The sequence below is a fragment of the Deltaproteobacteria bacterium genome, from assembly GCA_029210625.1.
GTDB lineage: Bacteria > Myxococcota > Myxococcia > SLRQ01 > SLRQ01 > JARGFU01.
Map to the genome: position 1 here is coordinate 35,211 of JARGFU010000030.1, position 14,516 is coordinate 49,726.

The window sequence follows — 14,516 nt, forward strand, 5'->3', positions numbered from 1 at the left end:
GAGCCTCATAACACGCCACGGCCGGTGCGTCCCCTCCTCGCCTGCGCGGCCGCCCGCCCAAGCCCCACGAGGGTCCCCAGGACGCAGAGCCAGGCGAAGAGGTCCCCGGTCACGAGGTAGGGGGTGCGGATCGAGAGCAGGGGGACCTCGGCCACGAGGTGGTCGGGGGGCAGCTTCCCGGCGGCCTCGATCCGGTCCCCCTCGTCGGCGGCGAGGCCGAGGCGGGTCTGCTGGAGGATCACCCCCGCGGGATCGACCACCGCGCTCACCCCGGTGTTGGCCGCCCGCACGAGGAAGCGGCCGTTCTCGACGGCGCGCAGGGTGACGATGCGCAGGAACTGGTGGGGCGCGGAGGAGGCGCCGTACCAGGCGTCGTTGCTGGTGTTCACCAGCAGGTCGGCGCCGTCGCGCACCAGGCCCCGGGAGACCTCGGGGAAGATCGCCTCGTAGCAGATCAGCTGCCCGAGGCCGGCCTCTCCCCCACCCTCCAGCGGCAGCCGCAGGGGCTGGATGGGCGCGCCGGGGACGAAGCTGCCCAGGCCCGGCACGACCTGCCGCAGGGGCAGCAGCCCCTCGAGGGGGACGTACTCGCCGAAGGGCAGGAGGCGCGACTTCTCGTGGGTCCCCAGGAGCGAGAGGTCGGGCCCCACCAGCCAGGCCACGTTCCGCCGCCGGGGGCCCCGCTCCGTCGCGTGCCGGGTCGTGCCGGAGAGCAGGTAGTGGGCGGAGCCCGCCCGGAGCAGGCGCCGCAGCTCGGGCCGGGCCTGGAAGTCGACCTCCTCGAAGGGCCCGGGCCAGGCGGCCTCGGGCCAGATCACCAGCTGCGCCCCCTCGCGGGCGAGGGACTCGGTGAGGGGCAGGTAGGCCTTCAGGACGAAGGCGCGGCGCTCCTCCTCCCGGTTGCGGATGCGCTGATCGATGTTCCCCTGCACCAGGGCGACCTTCAGGCGAGGGGCGCCCTGCGCCGCCTCCTCCAGGTGGGCCCGCCAGGCGGCCGAGTAGATCGCGGCGCCGGTGATCCCGCCGAGGGCGAGGCCCAGGCCCAGGAGCACCCTCCCGCGGGAGAGCGCCCCCGGGCGGCGGCGCCAGGCGATCAGGGCCTCGGCCACCGCGCCGTTCACCAGGGCCAGGAGCGCGGCCACGAGGTAGACCCCGCCCAGGGAGGCGATCTGCACCAGCGAGGGGGTGCGGGAGAGGGTGTGGCCCAGGCTGCACCAGGGGTTGCCGGTGAGGAGGTGATTGCGCGCCAGCTCGCTGGCGGTCCAGGCCAGGGGCAGCGCCAGGTAGAGCGGCCAGCGCAGGCGCTGGCGCAGGGTCCGGACGGCCCCCAGGGCGGCGGCCCAGTAGAGGGCGCAGTAGACGACCACCCCCAGGAGCAGCGGCAGGGCCTTCGCCAGCCCGAAGCCCCCGAAGCGCATGACGGCCAGGTCGATCCAGTAGACCGACGCCCCGAACATCACGCAGCCGGCGACGAGCCCCAGCGCGAGCGCCCGCCGCAGGTTGCTCCAGGCGACCTCGACCAGGAGGGGCACCAGGGCCACGAAGGCCAGGAGCTCCAGCCACCCCCCGGGGTCGGCGGGCTCGCCCTCCCCCGTGAGGACGAAGGGCAGCGCCGCGGCGAAGAGCAGGCCGCTGACGACCGCCGAGACCAGACCGGAGAGGGTCGAGGGCAAAGCCCTACTTCTTCTCGAACCAGCCGCTCTCGTCGAGGGCGCCGGCGTTCCCGGAGTCGGGCTTCTTCGCCGTGAGCGTCACCGCCCCGGCCGCGTCGGCCTCGCTCACCGAGAGGGACTCGACGGTGACCCCCGCCGCCGGCGCGGGCGCGACCTCGGCAGGCGCCGGCTCGAGGGCGGCGGGCGCGGGCACGGCGGCCGGGGCGCCCCCACCGTCGAGGTAGGCCTGCAGCGCGTCGCGCAGGATCGCGGAGGTGGTCCTCCCCTCCCTGCCCGCGGTGCTCTCGAGGGCCTCGAGCATCGTGCCGGGGAGCCGGAAGCCGATGTCCCGCACATCGGCGAGCGCGGCCTGCAGCGCCTCGAGGGCCGAGGCGGCGGTGCCGATCTTGAAGTCCTTGGCCCCGAGCATCTCGGTGACCTTCTTGGCCAGCTCGTCGGCGGTGTACCAGGAACCGTCCATGTGGACGGCCTCGCGATCGACGTCCAGGGTGAAGTCGCTCATGGCGGATTTCTAGCGAGTTCGCCGGCGGGTGTCACCCGCGCCGGGGCCGGGGATGCACCCGCTCGAGGAGGGCCCGCAGCTTGCGCTCCTCGGCGGCCATCACCCGGGCCTCGTCGTCCTCCTCGTGGTCGTGCCCGAGCAGGTGGAGGAAGCCATGGACCAGGAGGCGGCGCAGCTCCTCTCCGAGCCCCCGGTGCCGCTCCCGGGCCTGGCGCCGGGCCGTGGGCAGGGAGATGACCACGTCGCCCAGGATGCGGGGCTCACCGGCGGGCAGCTCGCCGAGGCCGTCCTGGGGGAAGGAGAGCACGTCGGTGGGCCGGTCCTTCTGCCGGTAGTCCCGGTTGAGCACCCGGATGGCGGGATCGTCCACGAAGAGGATCGAGAGCTCGGCGCGGCCGAGGTGCCAGGCCTTCAGCAGCTGCTGCCCGTCCCGCTTCACCGCGGGGAGGTCGAGGGCCGGATCCTTGAGCTCGGAGCTGACCAGGCAGGGCACCCTCGAACCTCGCGTCCCTACCTCAAGAGCCGAGGCGCTTGAGGGCCTCGGCGGCCTCGCCATCCGGCTTCTCGGGGACGGCCTCGGCGGCGCCCGCCTCGGGGGCGGCGGCCCGCTCGTCGTCGGCGATGGCCGGAGCGTCGTCCTTCGGCTCCTGCTCGGCGCCCGGGGCCTTCTCGGGGCCGGGTGCGTCCTTCGCGCTCTTCTTCCGGGATCCCTCCTTCGCGCCCTTCTTCTGGGGCGCGGCCTTCGCCTCCGCTCCCTCGCTCTCCCCGGTGACCGCCGGGGCGCCGGGGGGCGGCGTCTTGCTCCGCTTCACCTCGCCGTTCTTCGCCTCGGCCTTCTCCACCTTCTTCTCGCCGGCGCGGGGCGTGCTGCCGTTCTTCTCCTTCTCGGGCTTGGGGCGCTCACCCTTCTCGGCGGGCTGCTGGTACTCGGGGCGGGAGTGGTAGATGGCCTCGAGGCTGCCGGCGAAGCTGCGGGCGACTTCGTGCAGGTCCTTGAGGGTGATGTCGCACTCGTCGAACTGCCCGTCGGCGAAGCAGGCGTTGATCACCTTCTGGATCATCCCGAGGAAGCGGTCGCGGTTCGGCTCGGTGACGGTGCGGGCGGCGGCCTCGACCGAGTCCGCGATCATCAGGATGGCCGCCTCGCGGAAGCGCGGCTTGGGGCCGATGTGGCGGAAGGCCACCTCGGCCGGCGGCGCCTCGTCCTTCTTCTCGGCCTCCTCCTTCGCCCGGGTCCAGAAGTAGGACATCAGGCGAGTGCCGTGGTGCATGGGGATCATGTCCACGATCTGGCTGGGCAGCCCGGCCTCGCGCCCCATCTTGATCCCGTCGGAGACGTGCCGCCGGATGATGAGGGCGCTCATGCTCGCCGTGAGCTCGTCGTGCGGGTTCTCGCCCTTCTGGTTCTCGGCGAAGTAGCGCGGATTCCGGCCCTTTCCGATGTCGTGGTAGTAGGCGCCGACCCGGGCCAGGAGGGGGTTCGCCCCGATGGCCTCGGCCGCCGGCTCGACGATCGAGCCGATGACCATCGAGTGCTGGTAGGTGCCCGGCGCCGCAACCACCAGCTCCTTGAGCAGGCGGTTGTTCACGTTGGCCAGCTCGAGGAGCTTGAAGTCGGTGGTGTAGCCGAAGAAGCGCTCCACGAACCAGGTGAGCCCGAGGACCACGAAGGGCACCGTGGCGAAGGTGCTGGCCGCCGCGGCCGCGGCCACCGCCACCGACTGGAGGTGGGGGTTGGCGGTCATCAGGGAGAGGCCGATGGCCACGACCGAGCCGATGAGCCCGAGGACCAGGCCCGCCCTCCAGATGCTGCTGCGGTCCTTCGCCCGGCGCACCATGTCGGCGCCGACCGCGCTCACCGCGAAGACGTAGATGGTCATCGCCAGGGAGGCGTCGGCGAGCAGCCCCACGAAGACCGCGAGCACCGCGGTGAAGACCAGGGTGACCTCACCGGAGAGGACCAGCCTCACCAGGATCGGCGTCGCCGCCACCGGGATCGCGAAGAAGAAGGCCGCCGGCCCGACCTGGGGGAAGCGATCGGCGAGGGCGCTCATCAGGAAGATGCCGCCCTTGGCCGCCAGGAGGGTCCCGAGGAGGGAGACCACCAGGAAGATGAGGTCCTTCCGCGTGGGCTGGAAGCGCCAGACGCTGCCGTGGGCGAAGGAGAAGAGCGCGAAGGCGAAGAGGAGGGAGAGGAGCGCAGCGCCGGCGAAGTACTGGGGGCCCAGATCGCTGACCGCCTCCTCGCGCATGCCCTCGAAGATGAGGACGTGCCGCGCCTCGATGCGCTCGCCGTCACCGATGATCCGCTCGCCCCGGGCGACCTGGATCACCACCGGCTTCACGTCGGCGGCGGCCCGGTTGCGGCGGGCCTGGGTCTCGTCGGCGTTGTAGACGAGGTTCGCCCCGACCAGCCGCCGCGCCAGCCGCCGGACGACCTTCTGGGCCTCGTGGTCGGCGTCGGGGAGGAGCTCCTCGACCCGCCCGTTGAGCTTCTCCCGCACCGCGGCGACGTCGAGGATGCCGGTGCCGTCCACCTGGATCTTCCGCTCGAAGCGGGGGTCCCGCTCCGGGAGGCGCTGCACCACGATGGACTGGCCGGTGACCGCGGCGATCAGCTCCCGGTCGGCGACCACCAGGCGGTCCATGGCCTCCCGCACCAGCGAAGCGATCGCCTCCTCCACGGCCTTGGAGAAGCGCTGCTCGGCCAGGGTGGCGAACTCGTCCTCGTCGACCACCACCTGGAGGACCTGGAGGAACTCGGCCTTGTGCTCCTGGTAGGCGGCCTGCACCGCGGCGGGGTCGAGCACCTCGGCCTCTTCCTCCTCGCTACCCTCGCCCTCCTCCCGGGCGGCGCGCTGCGGGTCGTCCGCCTCACCTCTGCTCGCCGGGGCCGGCGCCTCCGGCGCCTCCAGGTCCTGGTGCGCGGCGCGCATCCGGCCGAAGGCCTCCTCGACCCGGCGCGCGGCGCGCCCCCCCATGGTGTGATCGTGATCGTAGACCGGCAGGACCGCGGCCCGGGCGGCCTCGGCCTTGACCTTGGTCGTCTCGTCGTCGGGGATGGTGTAGTCCCGGTCCGCCTTCACCACGCCGACCGAGAAGGTGCCGATGTCGGCCTCGTCATAGGAGACGTTGGGGCCGCTGCGGTCGGGCAGCAGCAGCCAGGCGCTGCCGGCGGTGAAGGCCGCGACGAGGAAGACGACGAGGAGCTTCCCCCCGGTCCCGGGCCCCTCGAGGACGTGACGCCACCCCTCGCGCAGGCGCTCGCGCCAGCTCGGCTTCTCGTCCGGCGTCTCGGCGGACTCGTTCTTGATCTGGGGGTTCATCGCTCTTCGGGGCCTCGCTCACGACCGTCCGAGGATCGGAATGGGCGCCCTCGCGCCTTCGAGGGGGCCTGAAGTGTGATCGTCCCCCCCTCTGGCAGGAAGTTCAAGCCCCACTCCGGGGGTTGGTCCCCTTGCCCGACTTGACAACGCTCCGCCGGCCCTTCTTTCCGTTGGAGCGGGCCTCGTAGGCTCGCACGATGCGCTGCACCAGGGGGTGGCGCACCACGTCATCGGGGCCGAAGTCGATGAAGGTGATCCCCTCGACGCCGTCGAGGATCTTCCTGGCCTCGCGCAGCCCCGAGGTGACGCTGCGCGGAAGATCGATCTGGGTGACGTCGCCGGTGATGACCGCCCGCGCCCCGAAGCCGAGGCGGGTGAGGAACATCTTCATCTGCTCGCTGCGGGTGTTCTGAGCCTCGTCCAGGATCACGTAGGCGTCGTTGAGGGTGCGCCCTCGCATGAAGGCCAGCGGGGCGACCTCGATCATGTCGCGCTCCATCATCTCGGCCGTCCGCTCGGGCCCGAGGAAGTCGTGGAGGGCGTCGTGCAGCGGGCGGAGGTAGGGGTTCACCTTCTCCTTCAGATCCCCCGGCAGGAAGCCCAGCCGCTCCCCCGCCTCGACGGCCGGCCGGCACAGCACGATCCGGGCGACCTCCGCGCGCTCCAGGCAGGCGACGGCGTGCGCCATCGCGAGGTAGGTCTTGCCGGTCCCCGCCGGGCCGATGCCGAAGACCACATCGGCCTGCCGCAGCGCCTCGACGTAGCGCCCCTGGTTCGGGGTCTTGGGCGTGATCCGCCGGCCCCGCGCGGTGGTGGCCACGACGTCGCAGAGCAGCTTCGAGACCTTCGCCTTCGGATCGTGGGCCAGGAGCGTGGCGAGGCGCTCGATGTCGTCGAGGTAGACGGTCTGCCCGGCGCGCACCACCGCCTCGAGCTCGACCAGCACCCGCTCGGCGCGATCCATCGCCCCGCGCTCACCGCCGAGGGTGATCGTCCTTCCTCTCACCCCGACCCGCGCGCCCGTGCAGCGCTCGACGCAGCGCAGGTGCTCCTGGTTCGGGCCGAAGAGCGCGGTGGCCAGCGAGGGGTCCGCCAGCTCGAGGGTCCGTTGGGTCGCGGTGCTCACGGAATGGGGGGGAGCAGCGTGTAGCGCTCGGCGCCGTCCTGCGGGGGCTGGTAGTACCAGGGGCGGGAATAGGGGTAGCGCAGGTCCCGCTCCGAGAGGAGGCGGGCCTTGACGAGCACCTCGAGGGCTTCGGGGTAGCGGCCTTCCTCCAGGCGGTAGACGGCGAGGGCCCGCTCCAGGTGCGCGGCCTGCTCGTCCGCGAGGGCCACCTGCCCCTCCCGCGAGGCCAGCGGGGTCCCGCGCTCGGCGAAGACGCTCATGCTCAGGTAGGCGCCCCCGGCGATGAGCCCCAGGACCACCACGCCCATCGCGACCTGGATCACCCCGCTGCGCAGCGCGCTCAGGGTGCCGCCGGCGGCGCCGGCCAGGGGCTTGCCCTTCTTGGCGGGCTCGATGCCCTGCAGGTAGCCGGCCTCGACGAGGTTGAGGAGCGACTTGCAGGTCTCGAACTCGCCGGCCCGCGAGCGGTCGATGATGTCCTGCACCGTCCGGCCGGGCTCGGCCAGGGTGAAGATCTTCCGCTCGTAGGCCCCGAGATCACCGAAGTCGCTCGACTCCTTCTTCGTGGAGCCGCCGCTCTCCATCTCGCCGAAGGCGGCGTCGAGATCGTCGTCGAAGCTCTCCTCGCCCTGACCCCCGCCGGCGACCTCCTCGGCCGCGCCCGGCAGCATCTTCAGCCGGTTGAAGGTCATGTCGTAGGAGGTGATCTTCTTCCGGACCATCGGCCACTCGTCGACCATCCGGAAGCCCTCCATGAGGACGTTCTCGCTGCGGATGGGGGAGATGGCCTCCTTGTCGTAGTCGACCTCGCCCTGCTCGAACTCGTAGGTGCCGTCCTTCCAGTGGAAGAGCCGGTAGAGGGTCTCGGTCGTCTGCAGCTGGTACATCTCCCGGAAGAGCTCCCGGGTGACCATGCCCTCGTCGACGAGGATGTCGCCGAGGCGGCGCAGGGTCTGGCGCTGCAGCTCCAGGGCGCGATCGAGCTGCTCCTGATCGAGGATCTCGGCCCGCACCATGATGCTGCCGAGCAGGTCCTTCTTGGAGCGGGTCGCCGACTCGGCCTTCACGACGTTGCCGTCGACGAAGTGGACGTTGACCGCGTTCTCCTTGTGGCGAAGGTGGAGCACGCCGGTCTTACCCTGCTGGCCGATCAGCTGCAGGATGTCGGCGATTCCGAAGTCCTTGAGGGTGCCGGTGAGTGCCATCGCTACTCGCTCTCGCCGCGGCCTATCGCCGCAGGACGCTCCAGAGGGAGACGATCCAGGAGACGCCCAGGAGGACGGCGCAGCCCGCCAGCCGCCAGGAGGGCAGCCCCCCGTCGGCCCAGAGCGCCGAGGGCACCGGACCGTTCCAGAAGAGCAGGCCCGTGAGCCCGAAGAAGAAGAGGAAGAGGAGGATCAGCCCGAGGACGAGCCGCTCGCCGAAGACCTGACCGAGGCCGGGCACCAGGATGCCCAGGAGCCGCTCCATCCGATCGAGGAAGACCTGGCGGCGGCGGATGGACTTCTCCTTGGCCATCCTGACCTCGGGCGCGACCAGGTCCTTCTTCTCGAAGACGTTGATGCACTGGCCGCAGAGCTCGCCCTGCGACTGTCGATCGCACTTCCGGCAGACCGGCCGCCCGCAGCGCTGGCAGGGGTCGGCCACCCCCAGGCGCTCCCGGAGGAAGCCGCCGAGGAAGAGGATGGCCATGGCGGCGAGGGAGAGCACCCAGGTGCCGATCTCCGGCAGGAGGCCGGCCAGGCGGGTGCGGACCTGCCAGGAGGGATCCTGCTCGCTGCCCTCCTCGAAGAGGATGGAGAAGTAGCTGCCGTCGAGGGGGAGGTCCGCGAGCGCCACGTTCACCCGGGGCTCGGTGTCGGGGTGGGCCTCGACCAGACTGCGATCGAGATCGAGGGCGCGCTTGCGCGCCTCCTGACCCTTGGCCAGCTCGGAGCGCTCGAAGAAGACCTTCGCCAGGTTGTGGTAGGCGGCGGCCGAGCCCCCGTCGAGGGAGACGGCCTTCTGCAGGGCGTCCTTCGCCTCGGCGTGCTCCCCCAGGACGAAGAGCACCACGCCGAGGTTGTTGTGGACGGCCACGTCGGAGCCGCCGCCGGAGGTCAGGGCCTGCTCGTAGAGGGCCCGGGCGCGCTCGAGGCGCCCCAGCCGCTTCTCGGCGCGGGCCAGGGCGAAGATCTCGGGGAAGGTCGCGCCGCCCGCCTCGACCCGGGCGCGCAGCCGGGGGAGGGCCAGCTCCCACTCCCCCGTGTTCTCGATCGTCCAGACGTCCGCGGCGCGGGTCTCCCAGAAGCGGCCCAGGGAGAAGAGCATCGAGGTCGCCGGCACGGTCAGGCCCACCACCGCCACGGTGGCCAGCAGGGCGATCCTCCTGGGCCACTGCAGGTAGGCCCAGACGGCGATCGCCGGCAGCAGCAGCGCGGGGAGGAGGCCGAGGCCCAGGAAGAAGGGCACGGCGAAGAGGAGCAGCGCGACGACCGTCGTCTGCAGGTAGCTCGTTCCGCGGGGGAAGCGGTGGTGGAAGTCGTGGAGGAAGAGGCGCAGGCGGGAGAGCACCGTCACCGCGAAGAAGGCCAGCAGGGCGAAGAGGAGCGCGACCAGGACCAGCGCCAGGGCGTTCGCCTGCAGGGCGCGCCGCTCGGGCAGGGAGGTGAAGCGCTTGCCCACGGCCGAGAAGGTGGCGGAGAGGATCTGTCCGACCGAGCCCGGGGACTCGAGGAGGGTGGCCCGGGCCAGGAACTGCTCGGCCTCGGGGAGGGCCGGCGAGAGCTGCACCGCGAGCTCGGCCTTGCGCAGGGCCTCGGCCCCCCGGCCGTTCTCGAGATCGATCCGCCCCTCGCGGATCAGGGCCGCGGAGACGGTCGGGAGGTTCTCGAGCGCCAGGGTCTCGCGCAGCTTCGCGATGGCCTCCTCGCGCGCCTTCGCCTGGGAGGGATCCATCTCGGCCAGGTCGGCCCGCCGCGCGCTCCACAGCGCGAGGACGTCGGAGGGCCTCTGTTCGGGGAGGATCAGCTCCACCGGCCCCTGGGGCTGCTCCTCCTCCCCGGCGGCCTCCCCCTCGGCCACGGCCTCCGCCGGGTCGCCCTCGGCGGCCGCCTCGCCGGGCTCGGCCTCGGCGGCGGGCTCGGGGGCGGGGGCCGGCGCCTCCTTCACGGCGGGCGGCTCGGGGGTGGGCTCCGGGGCCGGGGCCTCCGGCACCACCCCCCACTGCACTCCCGCGGCCGGCGCGGTGGTCGTCGTCGGCTTGCGCTCGGCGGGGGCGTCGCCCGCCTCCCGGGCCGCGCGCTCGTAGACCGAGCGGTAGCTGCGCTCGTCGGGGAGGGCGTCCACCGGCGCGACGTCCGGCTCGGACTCGGGGACGTCGGCCGCGCTCCCCGGACCCTCGTCCTCCTCCTCCTCCTCCTCCTCTTCGGGCTCGTCGGGCGGGAGCTCGAGCTCCCAGCTCCCCTGAGCCAGCGCCAACCGTGCCGGCAGCGCCGTCAGGGCGAGCCCGGCGACGAGCGCCGGCAGGAGAATGGATTGCGACCTCATCCGCGGCACGATAGCACACCGAAAACCTCGAAAGGAGCAGCCTTGCACGCCGGAAGCGCCGGCCTCCTGCTCCCTTCCCCCATCCGCGAGGCCGCCATGTCCTACCAGCCCACCGAAGAAGAGCTCGCCCCGCACCGGGAGGCCGAGGCGGCCCTCGGCCGCTTCCTGGCCCTGATGCACCGGCTGCGCGCGCCCGGGGGCTGCCCCTGGGATCGGGAGCAGACCCTGGAGAGCCTGCGCCCCTACCTCCTCGAGGAGACCTACGAGGTGCTCGAGGCGATCGACACCGGCGACGATCACCACCACCTCGAGGAGCTCGGCGACCTGCTCCTGCAGATCGTCTTCCACGCGGAGATCGCCTCCGAGGAGGGCCGCTGGGGGATGGCGGAGATCGTCGACGGCATCACCGAGAAGCTCTACCTGCGTCACCCCCACGTCTTCGGGGGGGAGCAGGCGGGCGATGCGTCCGAGGCCTTCGAGCGCTGGGAGCAGGTCAAGGCGAAGGAGAAGGAGGCCCGGGGGCGCAAGCGGGAGAGCGTCATCGACGGCGTGCCCCGGGCGGCGCCCGCCCTGATGCGGGCCGAGCGGATCGGGGACAAGGCCTCCTCGGTGGGCTTCGACTGGCCGGACCTCTCGGGGGTCCGCGCCAAGCTCGACGAGGAGCTGGCCGAGCTCGACGAGGCCCTCGAGGCCGGCGAGCCGGCGGCGGTGCAGGCCGAGGTGGGGGACCTCCTCCTGACGGTGGCCAACCTCGCCCGCAAGGCCGGCGTCCACCCCGAGGACGCCCTGCGGGAGGCCAACGCCCGCTTCGAGACCCGCTTCCGGGAGGTCGAGGAGCGGCTGCGCCACGCCGGGGTCACCGCCGGGGAGCTGCCCCTCGAGGAGCTGGAGGCCCACTGGCAGGAGGCCAAGAAGGTCGTGGGTTAGGAGGGGGTTGCCCACCCCCTGGGGGCACTTGCCCACACCCGCTGTGGGCAAGGTGTGCGGTCACCTGTGGGTTGGACGCGGTGCGTCCAGAGACCGGGCTCGTCGAGCGGGACCGATCGAAATGCCCAGAACCTGGGCAACGCCCCGCTAGCGATCCGCGAGGCCGGGGAGCCCCGGCAGCCCCCGGGCCTTGCGCACGCCCCGGAGGATCGCCCTCGAGACCGCCTCTGCGGCCGCGATCCCCAGGGAGAGCTCCTCCGGCTCGGGGCCGTCTCCGGCCTTGCCCGCGGTGGTCAGCACGACGCAGAGGTCGCCGTCGACCGCGGTCTCGGCGGGGCGGATGGTGCGGGAGAGCCCGTGGCTGGCGAGGCGGGCCACCCGGGCGGCGCCGATCCGGGAGAGGGGCTGGTCGGTGACGACCAGACAGAGCGTCGTATTGCCGCCTCCGTAGCGCCGGGTGGCCAGGCCACCCAGGAGGAGCTTCTCGGTGGAGGCGAAGCGGCGGCTGCGCTCCGAGCGCCGGACCCCGGCCACGATCTCGCTGCCGCGGGCGGGATCGACCACGTCCCCGAAGGCGTTGACCACGGCCAGCGCCCCGACCCGGCCGCCGGTGGGGAGCTGGAGCAGGACCGAGCCCACCCCACCCTTCATGGCCAGCGCGTGCCCCGCGCACTTGCCGACGCTGGCGCCGGCGCCCGCTCCCACGCTGCCCTCCTTCACCGGCGCGGCGCTGGCCGCGGCCGCCGCCGCCCGGCCGAGGGCCGCGTCGGGGCGCACCCCGGCGCCGGCCACCGGCAGATCGAAGAGGATCGCGGTGGGGACCACCGGCACCCGCTGCCCGGGGCTCACCGGCAGCCCCACCCCCGCCTCCTCGAGGTGCTCCTGGACGCCGCGCCCGGCCGCGAGGCCGTAGGCCGAGCCCCCGGCGAAGCAGATCGCGTGGATCAGGCCGTTGACGTGGGCCGGCTCGAGGGCCCCGAACTGCCGGGTGCTCGCCGCGTCGCCGCCGAGGTGCGCGGCGCCGCTGACCGGCGCGTCGAAGAGCACCGCGGTGACGCCGCTGGCGCCCCCTGCGTGCCGGGCGTGCCCCACCCTGACCCCCGGGATTCCCGTCAGGCCACCCCGTAGCTGCTTCAGGCTCATCGCCCCTCCTCTCTCTGGGGACTGGTCTCGGGAGCGCACGATCAGGCCCTGCCCAGGCGCCGACGCAGGGAGCCGAGCAGGGCCCGGGCCTCGGGGCTCTTCAGCGCCAGGGTCACGCCGGCGTAGGTCCCCGCCCCGGCGACCACGGCCAGCAGCAGGACACCGACGTTCCGCAGCAGCAGGAGGTCGAGGGCGCCGGCCCCGGCCTCCCAGCGCCCGAGGGAGGCCACCCCCCAGGCCGCCGCGCCGGTCAGGAGGGCGCCGAGCGCCGCCCGGAGGCCGGAGCCCAGCACCCGGGAGAGGCCGAGGCGCCCGAACTTGCGCCGCAGCAGGAGCAGGTTCGCGGCCAGGTTCACCCAGGCCGTCACCGACACCGCCAGGGCGATGCCCACGTGCCCCTGGCCCGGCATCCAGAAGAGGGCGAGGGCCACGAAGGAGAGCACCGAGATCACCCCCACCAGCACCGGGGTGCGGGTGTCCTCCAGGGCGTAGAAGCCCTGGACCACGATCCGGCTGCAGCCGATGGCCGGCAGGCCACCCGCGTAGGCCAGGAGGGCGGCCGCGGTGGCCGCGCTGTCGCTGACCCCGAAGGCGCCCCGCTGGAAGACCACCGCCACCGTCGGCAGGGCCAGGGCCGCCAGCCCGGCGGTCGCGGGCAGGGTCACGTAGAGGACCTGCCGCAGGGAGGAGGCCAGGGTCGCCCGGTAGGCCTCCCGGTCGCCGGCCTTGGCGTGGCGGGCGAGGGCCGGGAGCGAGGCGACGGCGATGGAGACGGCGAAGATGCCGAGCGGCAGCTCGATCAGGACGTTGGCGCTGTAGAGCCAGGTGATCGCGCCCGGCCCGACCGAGGCCGCGAAGGCCCGGGAGACCAGGAGGTTCACCTGGTGGATGGACGCGGCCAGGGTGGCCGGGGCCATGAGGAGGGCGAGGCGCCGCACGTGGGGATCCGCGAGCGCGAGGGAGGGTCGGGGCGTCATCCCCGCTCGCTTCAGGGCCAGGAAGTTCGCCCCGAGCTGCAGCGCCCCGCCGATCAGCGCGGCCCAGGCCAGGGCCATCAGCCCCGACTCCACGCCGCCGCTGCCCCAGAGCATCACCCAGAGGCAGGCCACGATCAGGGAGAGGTTGAGGAAGACCTGGCAGACCGCCGGGACGAAGAAGCGCCCCAGGGTGTTCAGCGCCCCCATGAAGAGGGCGGTCAGCCCGATGAACCAGAGGTAGGGGAAGGCCACCCGGCCCACCTCCACGGCGCGGGCCTTGCGGGCCTCCTCCCAGCTCCCCGCCAGCACCTCGATGATCCAGGGCATGAAGACGATGCCCAGGACGCAGAGGAGCAGCAGGAGCAGGGCCGCGGCGCCGAGGGCCCGGCCGGTGAAGCGCCGGGCCTCCTCGCGCCCCTCCTGCAGGCGGCCGGTGAAGATGGGGACGAAGGAGACGGTGAGGGAGCCCTCGCCCACCAGGCGGCGCAGGGCGTTGGGCAGGGTCCAGGCCAGCAGCCAGATGTCGGAGAGGGCGGTGCCGAAGACCGCCACCACCGCCGCGTCCCGCACGAAGCCCGTGATCCGGCTGGTGAGGGTGCCGGCGGCGAAGATGCCCGCGTTGTGGGCGATGCGCCCTCCCCCGCTGGCGGCCGCTCCCGCCTCCTCTTGCCTCTTCTCTTGCGTCATGCGATCGCCGAGCCGGAACCCTGGAGCAGGGCCCTCCTCCCGGTCAACAACCCCTGGGGGGGACCGCTTCCCGGCCGGCCGCCCGGGGCCTCGGTGTTCCCTTGACAGGCGGGGGCCGCGACTGCTACTTGGCCCGGCTCCATGGTCGGATTCTCCGGCCGTAAGCCTACGAATTCGTTTCACGAGAGGTAGTCCGTGGCCAATCACAAGAGCGCAGCCAAGGCCTCGCGCCGGGCCGATGCCCGCCGTGCCCAGAACATGCACTACAAGAGCACCATGCGCACCAAGGTGAAGCAGGTGCGTGCGGCCCTCGCCGAGTCCTCCCTGGACGTGGCGAAGACCGCCCTCAAGGATGCCGTCCGCTACATCGACCACGTCGCCAGCAAGGGCGTGATCCACAAGCGGGCCGCCTCCCGGAAGATCTCGCGCCTCGCGCGCGCGGTCGCCGGCCTCGAGAAGTAGTCGTAACTCCGCGCGGGCTTCGAGGGCCTCGAGCCTTCAGGAGCCCGCGGCGACGAGAGCCGACCAGGCCTCGTCCACCAGGCGCTCGGCCAGCCGCTCGAGCGCCCTGCGACGGTTGGACTCCGTCCGCTCGGGGCCGCCGCCGGCCTCGAAGGGCTCGCTGGC

11 protein-coding genes are annotated in these 14,516 nt (G+C 72.9%); 2 read left to right on the forward strand and 9 right to left on the reverse strand.

Translation table 11 applies throughout. The features are described from left to right. Window positions 1-5 precede the first annotated feature (5 nt). From lnt to P1V51_21680, 7 genes are all read right to left on the reverse strand, one after another. Window positions 6-1,673 (reverse strand): apolipoprotein N-acyltransferase, encoded by a 1,668-nt coding sequence (lnt, locus tag P1V51_21650; GenBank protein ID MDF1565657.1) that lies wholly within the window; start codon window positions 1,671-1,673, stop codon window positions 6-8. A gap of 4 nt (window positions 1,674-1,677) precedes the next feature. Continuing rightward, window positions 1,678-2,175 carry a ribbon-helix-helix protein, CopG family gene (locus P1V51_21655; protein MDF1565658.1) on the reverse strand — a complete coding sequence of 166 codons (498 nt, stop codon included), beginning with the start codon at window positions 2,173-2,175 and terminating at the stop codon, window positions 1,678-1,680. Between the two features lie 31 nt (window positions 2,176-2,206). Further along, on the reverse strand, window positions 2,207-2,668 hold the full coding sequence (gene ybeY / locus P1V51_21660; protein MDF1565659.1) for an rRNA maturation RNase YbeY: 462 nt from the start codon (window positions 2,666-2,668) through the stop codon (window positions 2,207-2,209). Between the two features lie 22 nt (window positions 2,669-2,690). Further along, window positions 2,691-5,501, reverse strand: a complete 2,811-nt coding sequence (locus P1V51_21665; protein ID MDF1565660.1) for an HDIG domain-containing protein — start codon at window positions 5,499-5,501, stop codon at window positions 2,691-2,693. 103 nt (window positions 5,502-5,604) lie between these two features. Continuing rightward, window positions 5,605-6,627 carry a PhoH family protein gene (locus P1V51_21670; protein MDF1565661.1) on the reverse strand — a complete coding sequence of 341 codons (1,023 nt, stop codon included), beginning with the start codon at window positions 6,625-6,627 and terminating at the stop codon, window positions 5,605-5,607. Further along, on the reverse strand, window positions 6,624-7,832 hold the full coding sequence (locus P1V51_21675; protein ID MDF1565662.1) for a DUF4388 domain-containing protein: 1,209 nt from the start codon (window positions 7,830-7,832) through the stop codon (window positions 6,624-6,626). Before P1V51_21675 ends, P1V51_21670 begins: the two co-directional genes overlap by 4 nt. A 22-nt stretch (window positions 7,833-7,854) precedes the next feature. Then, window positions 7,855-10,155: a tetratricopeptide repeat protein gene (locus P1V51_21680; GenBank protein ID MDF1565663.1), complete on the reverse strand. Its 2,301-nt coding sequence runs from the start codon at window positions 10,153-10,155 to the stop codon at window positions 7,855-7,857. 42 nt (window positions 10,156-10,197) lie between these two features. Here P1V51_21680 and mazG point away from each other — a divergent pair, with 42 nt between their 5' ends. Continuing rightward, window positions 10,198-11,082 (forward strand): nucleoside triphosphate pyrophosphohydrolase, encoded by an 885-nt coding sequence (gene mazG / locus P1V51_21685; protein MDF1565664.1) that lies wholly within the window; start codon window positions 10,198-10,200, stop codon window positions 11,080-11,082. A gap of 147 nt (window positions 11,083-11,229) precedes the next feature. Here mazG and P1V51_21690 read toward each other — a convergent pair whose 3' ends face one another. Both P1V51_21690 and murJ read right to left on the reverse strand, forming a co-directional pair. After that, entirely contained in the window at window positions 11,230-12,225 is a 996-nt protein-coding gene (locus tag P1V51_21690) for a P1 family peptidase (GenBank protein ID MDF1565665.1), read from the reverse strand. Window positions 12,226-12,266: 41 nt separating this feature from the next. Continuing rightward, a complete protein-coding gene (gene murJ, locus P1V51_21695; protein MDF1565666.1) occupies window positions 12,267-13,889 on the reverse strand; it encodes a murein biosynthesis integral membrane protein MurJ in 1,623 nt (540 codons plus the stop codon). Between the two features lie 195 nt (window positions 13,890-14,084). On the opposite strand from murJ, the gene rpsT reads away from it, so the two are divergent. Beyond that, a complete protein-coding gene (gene rpsT / locus P1V51_21700) occupies window positions 14,085-14,351 on the forward strand; it encodes a 30S ribosomal protein S20 (GenBank protein MDF1565667.1) in 267 nt (88 codons plus the stop codon). The last annotated feature ends 165 nt before the right edge of the window (window positions 14,352-14,516 follow it).

What these genes read in the sequence shown, in the direction of transcription:
- P1V51_21655 (MDF1565658.1), bottom strand. Translation starts at nt 2,175, where the DNA reads ATGAGCGACTTCACCCTGGACGTCGATCGCGAGGCCGTCCACATGGAC.
- P1V51_21665 (MDF1565660.1), bottom strand. Translation starts at nt 5,501, where the DNA reads ATGAACCCCCAGATCAAGAACGAGTCCGCCGAGACGCCGGACGAGAAG.
- P1V51_21675 (MDF1565662.1), bottom strand. Translation starts at nt 7,832, where the DNA reads ATGGCACTCACCGGCACCCTCAAGGACTTCGGAATCGCCGACATCCTG.
- P1V51_21680 (MDF1565663.1), bottom strand. Translation starts at nt 10,155, where the DNA reads ATGAGGTCGCAATCCATTCTCCTGCCGGCGCTCGTCGCCGGGCTCGCC.
- P1V51_21690 (MDF1565665.1), bottom strand. Translation starts at nt 12,225, where the DNA reads ATGAGCCTGAAGCAGCTACGGGGTGGCCTGACGGGAATCCCGGGGGTC.
- murJ (MDF1565666.1), bottom strand. Translation starts at nt 13,889, where the DNA reads ATGACGCAAGAGAAGAGGCAAGAGGAGGCGGGAGCGGCCGCCAGCGGG.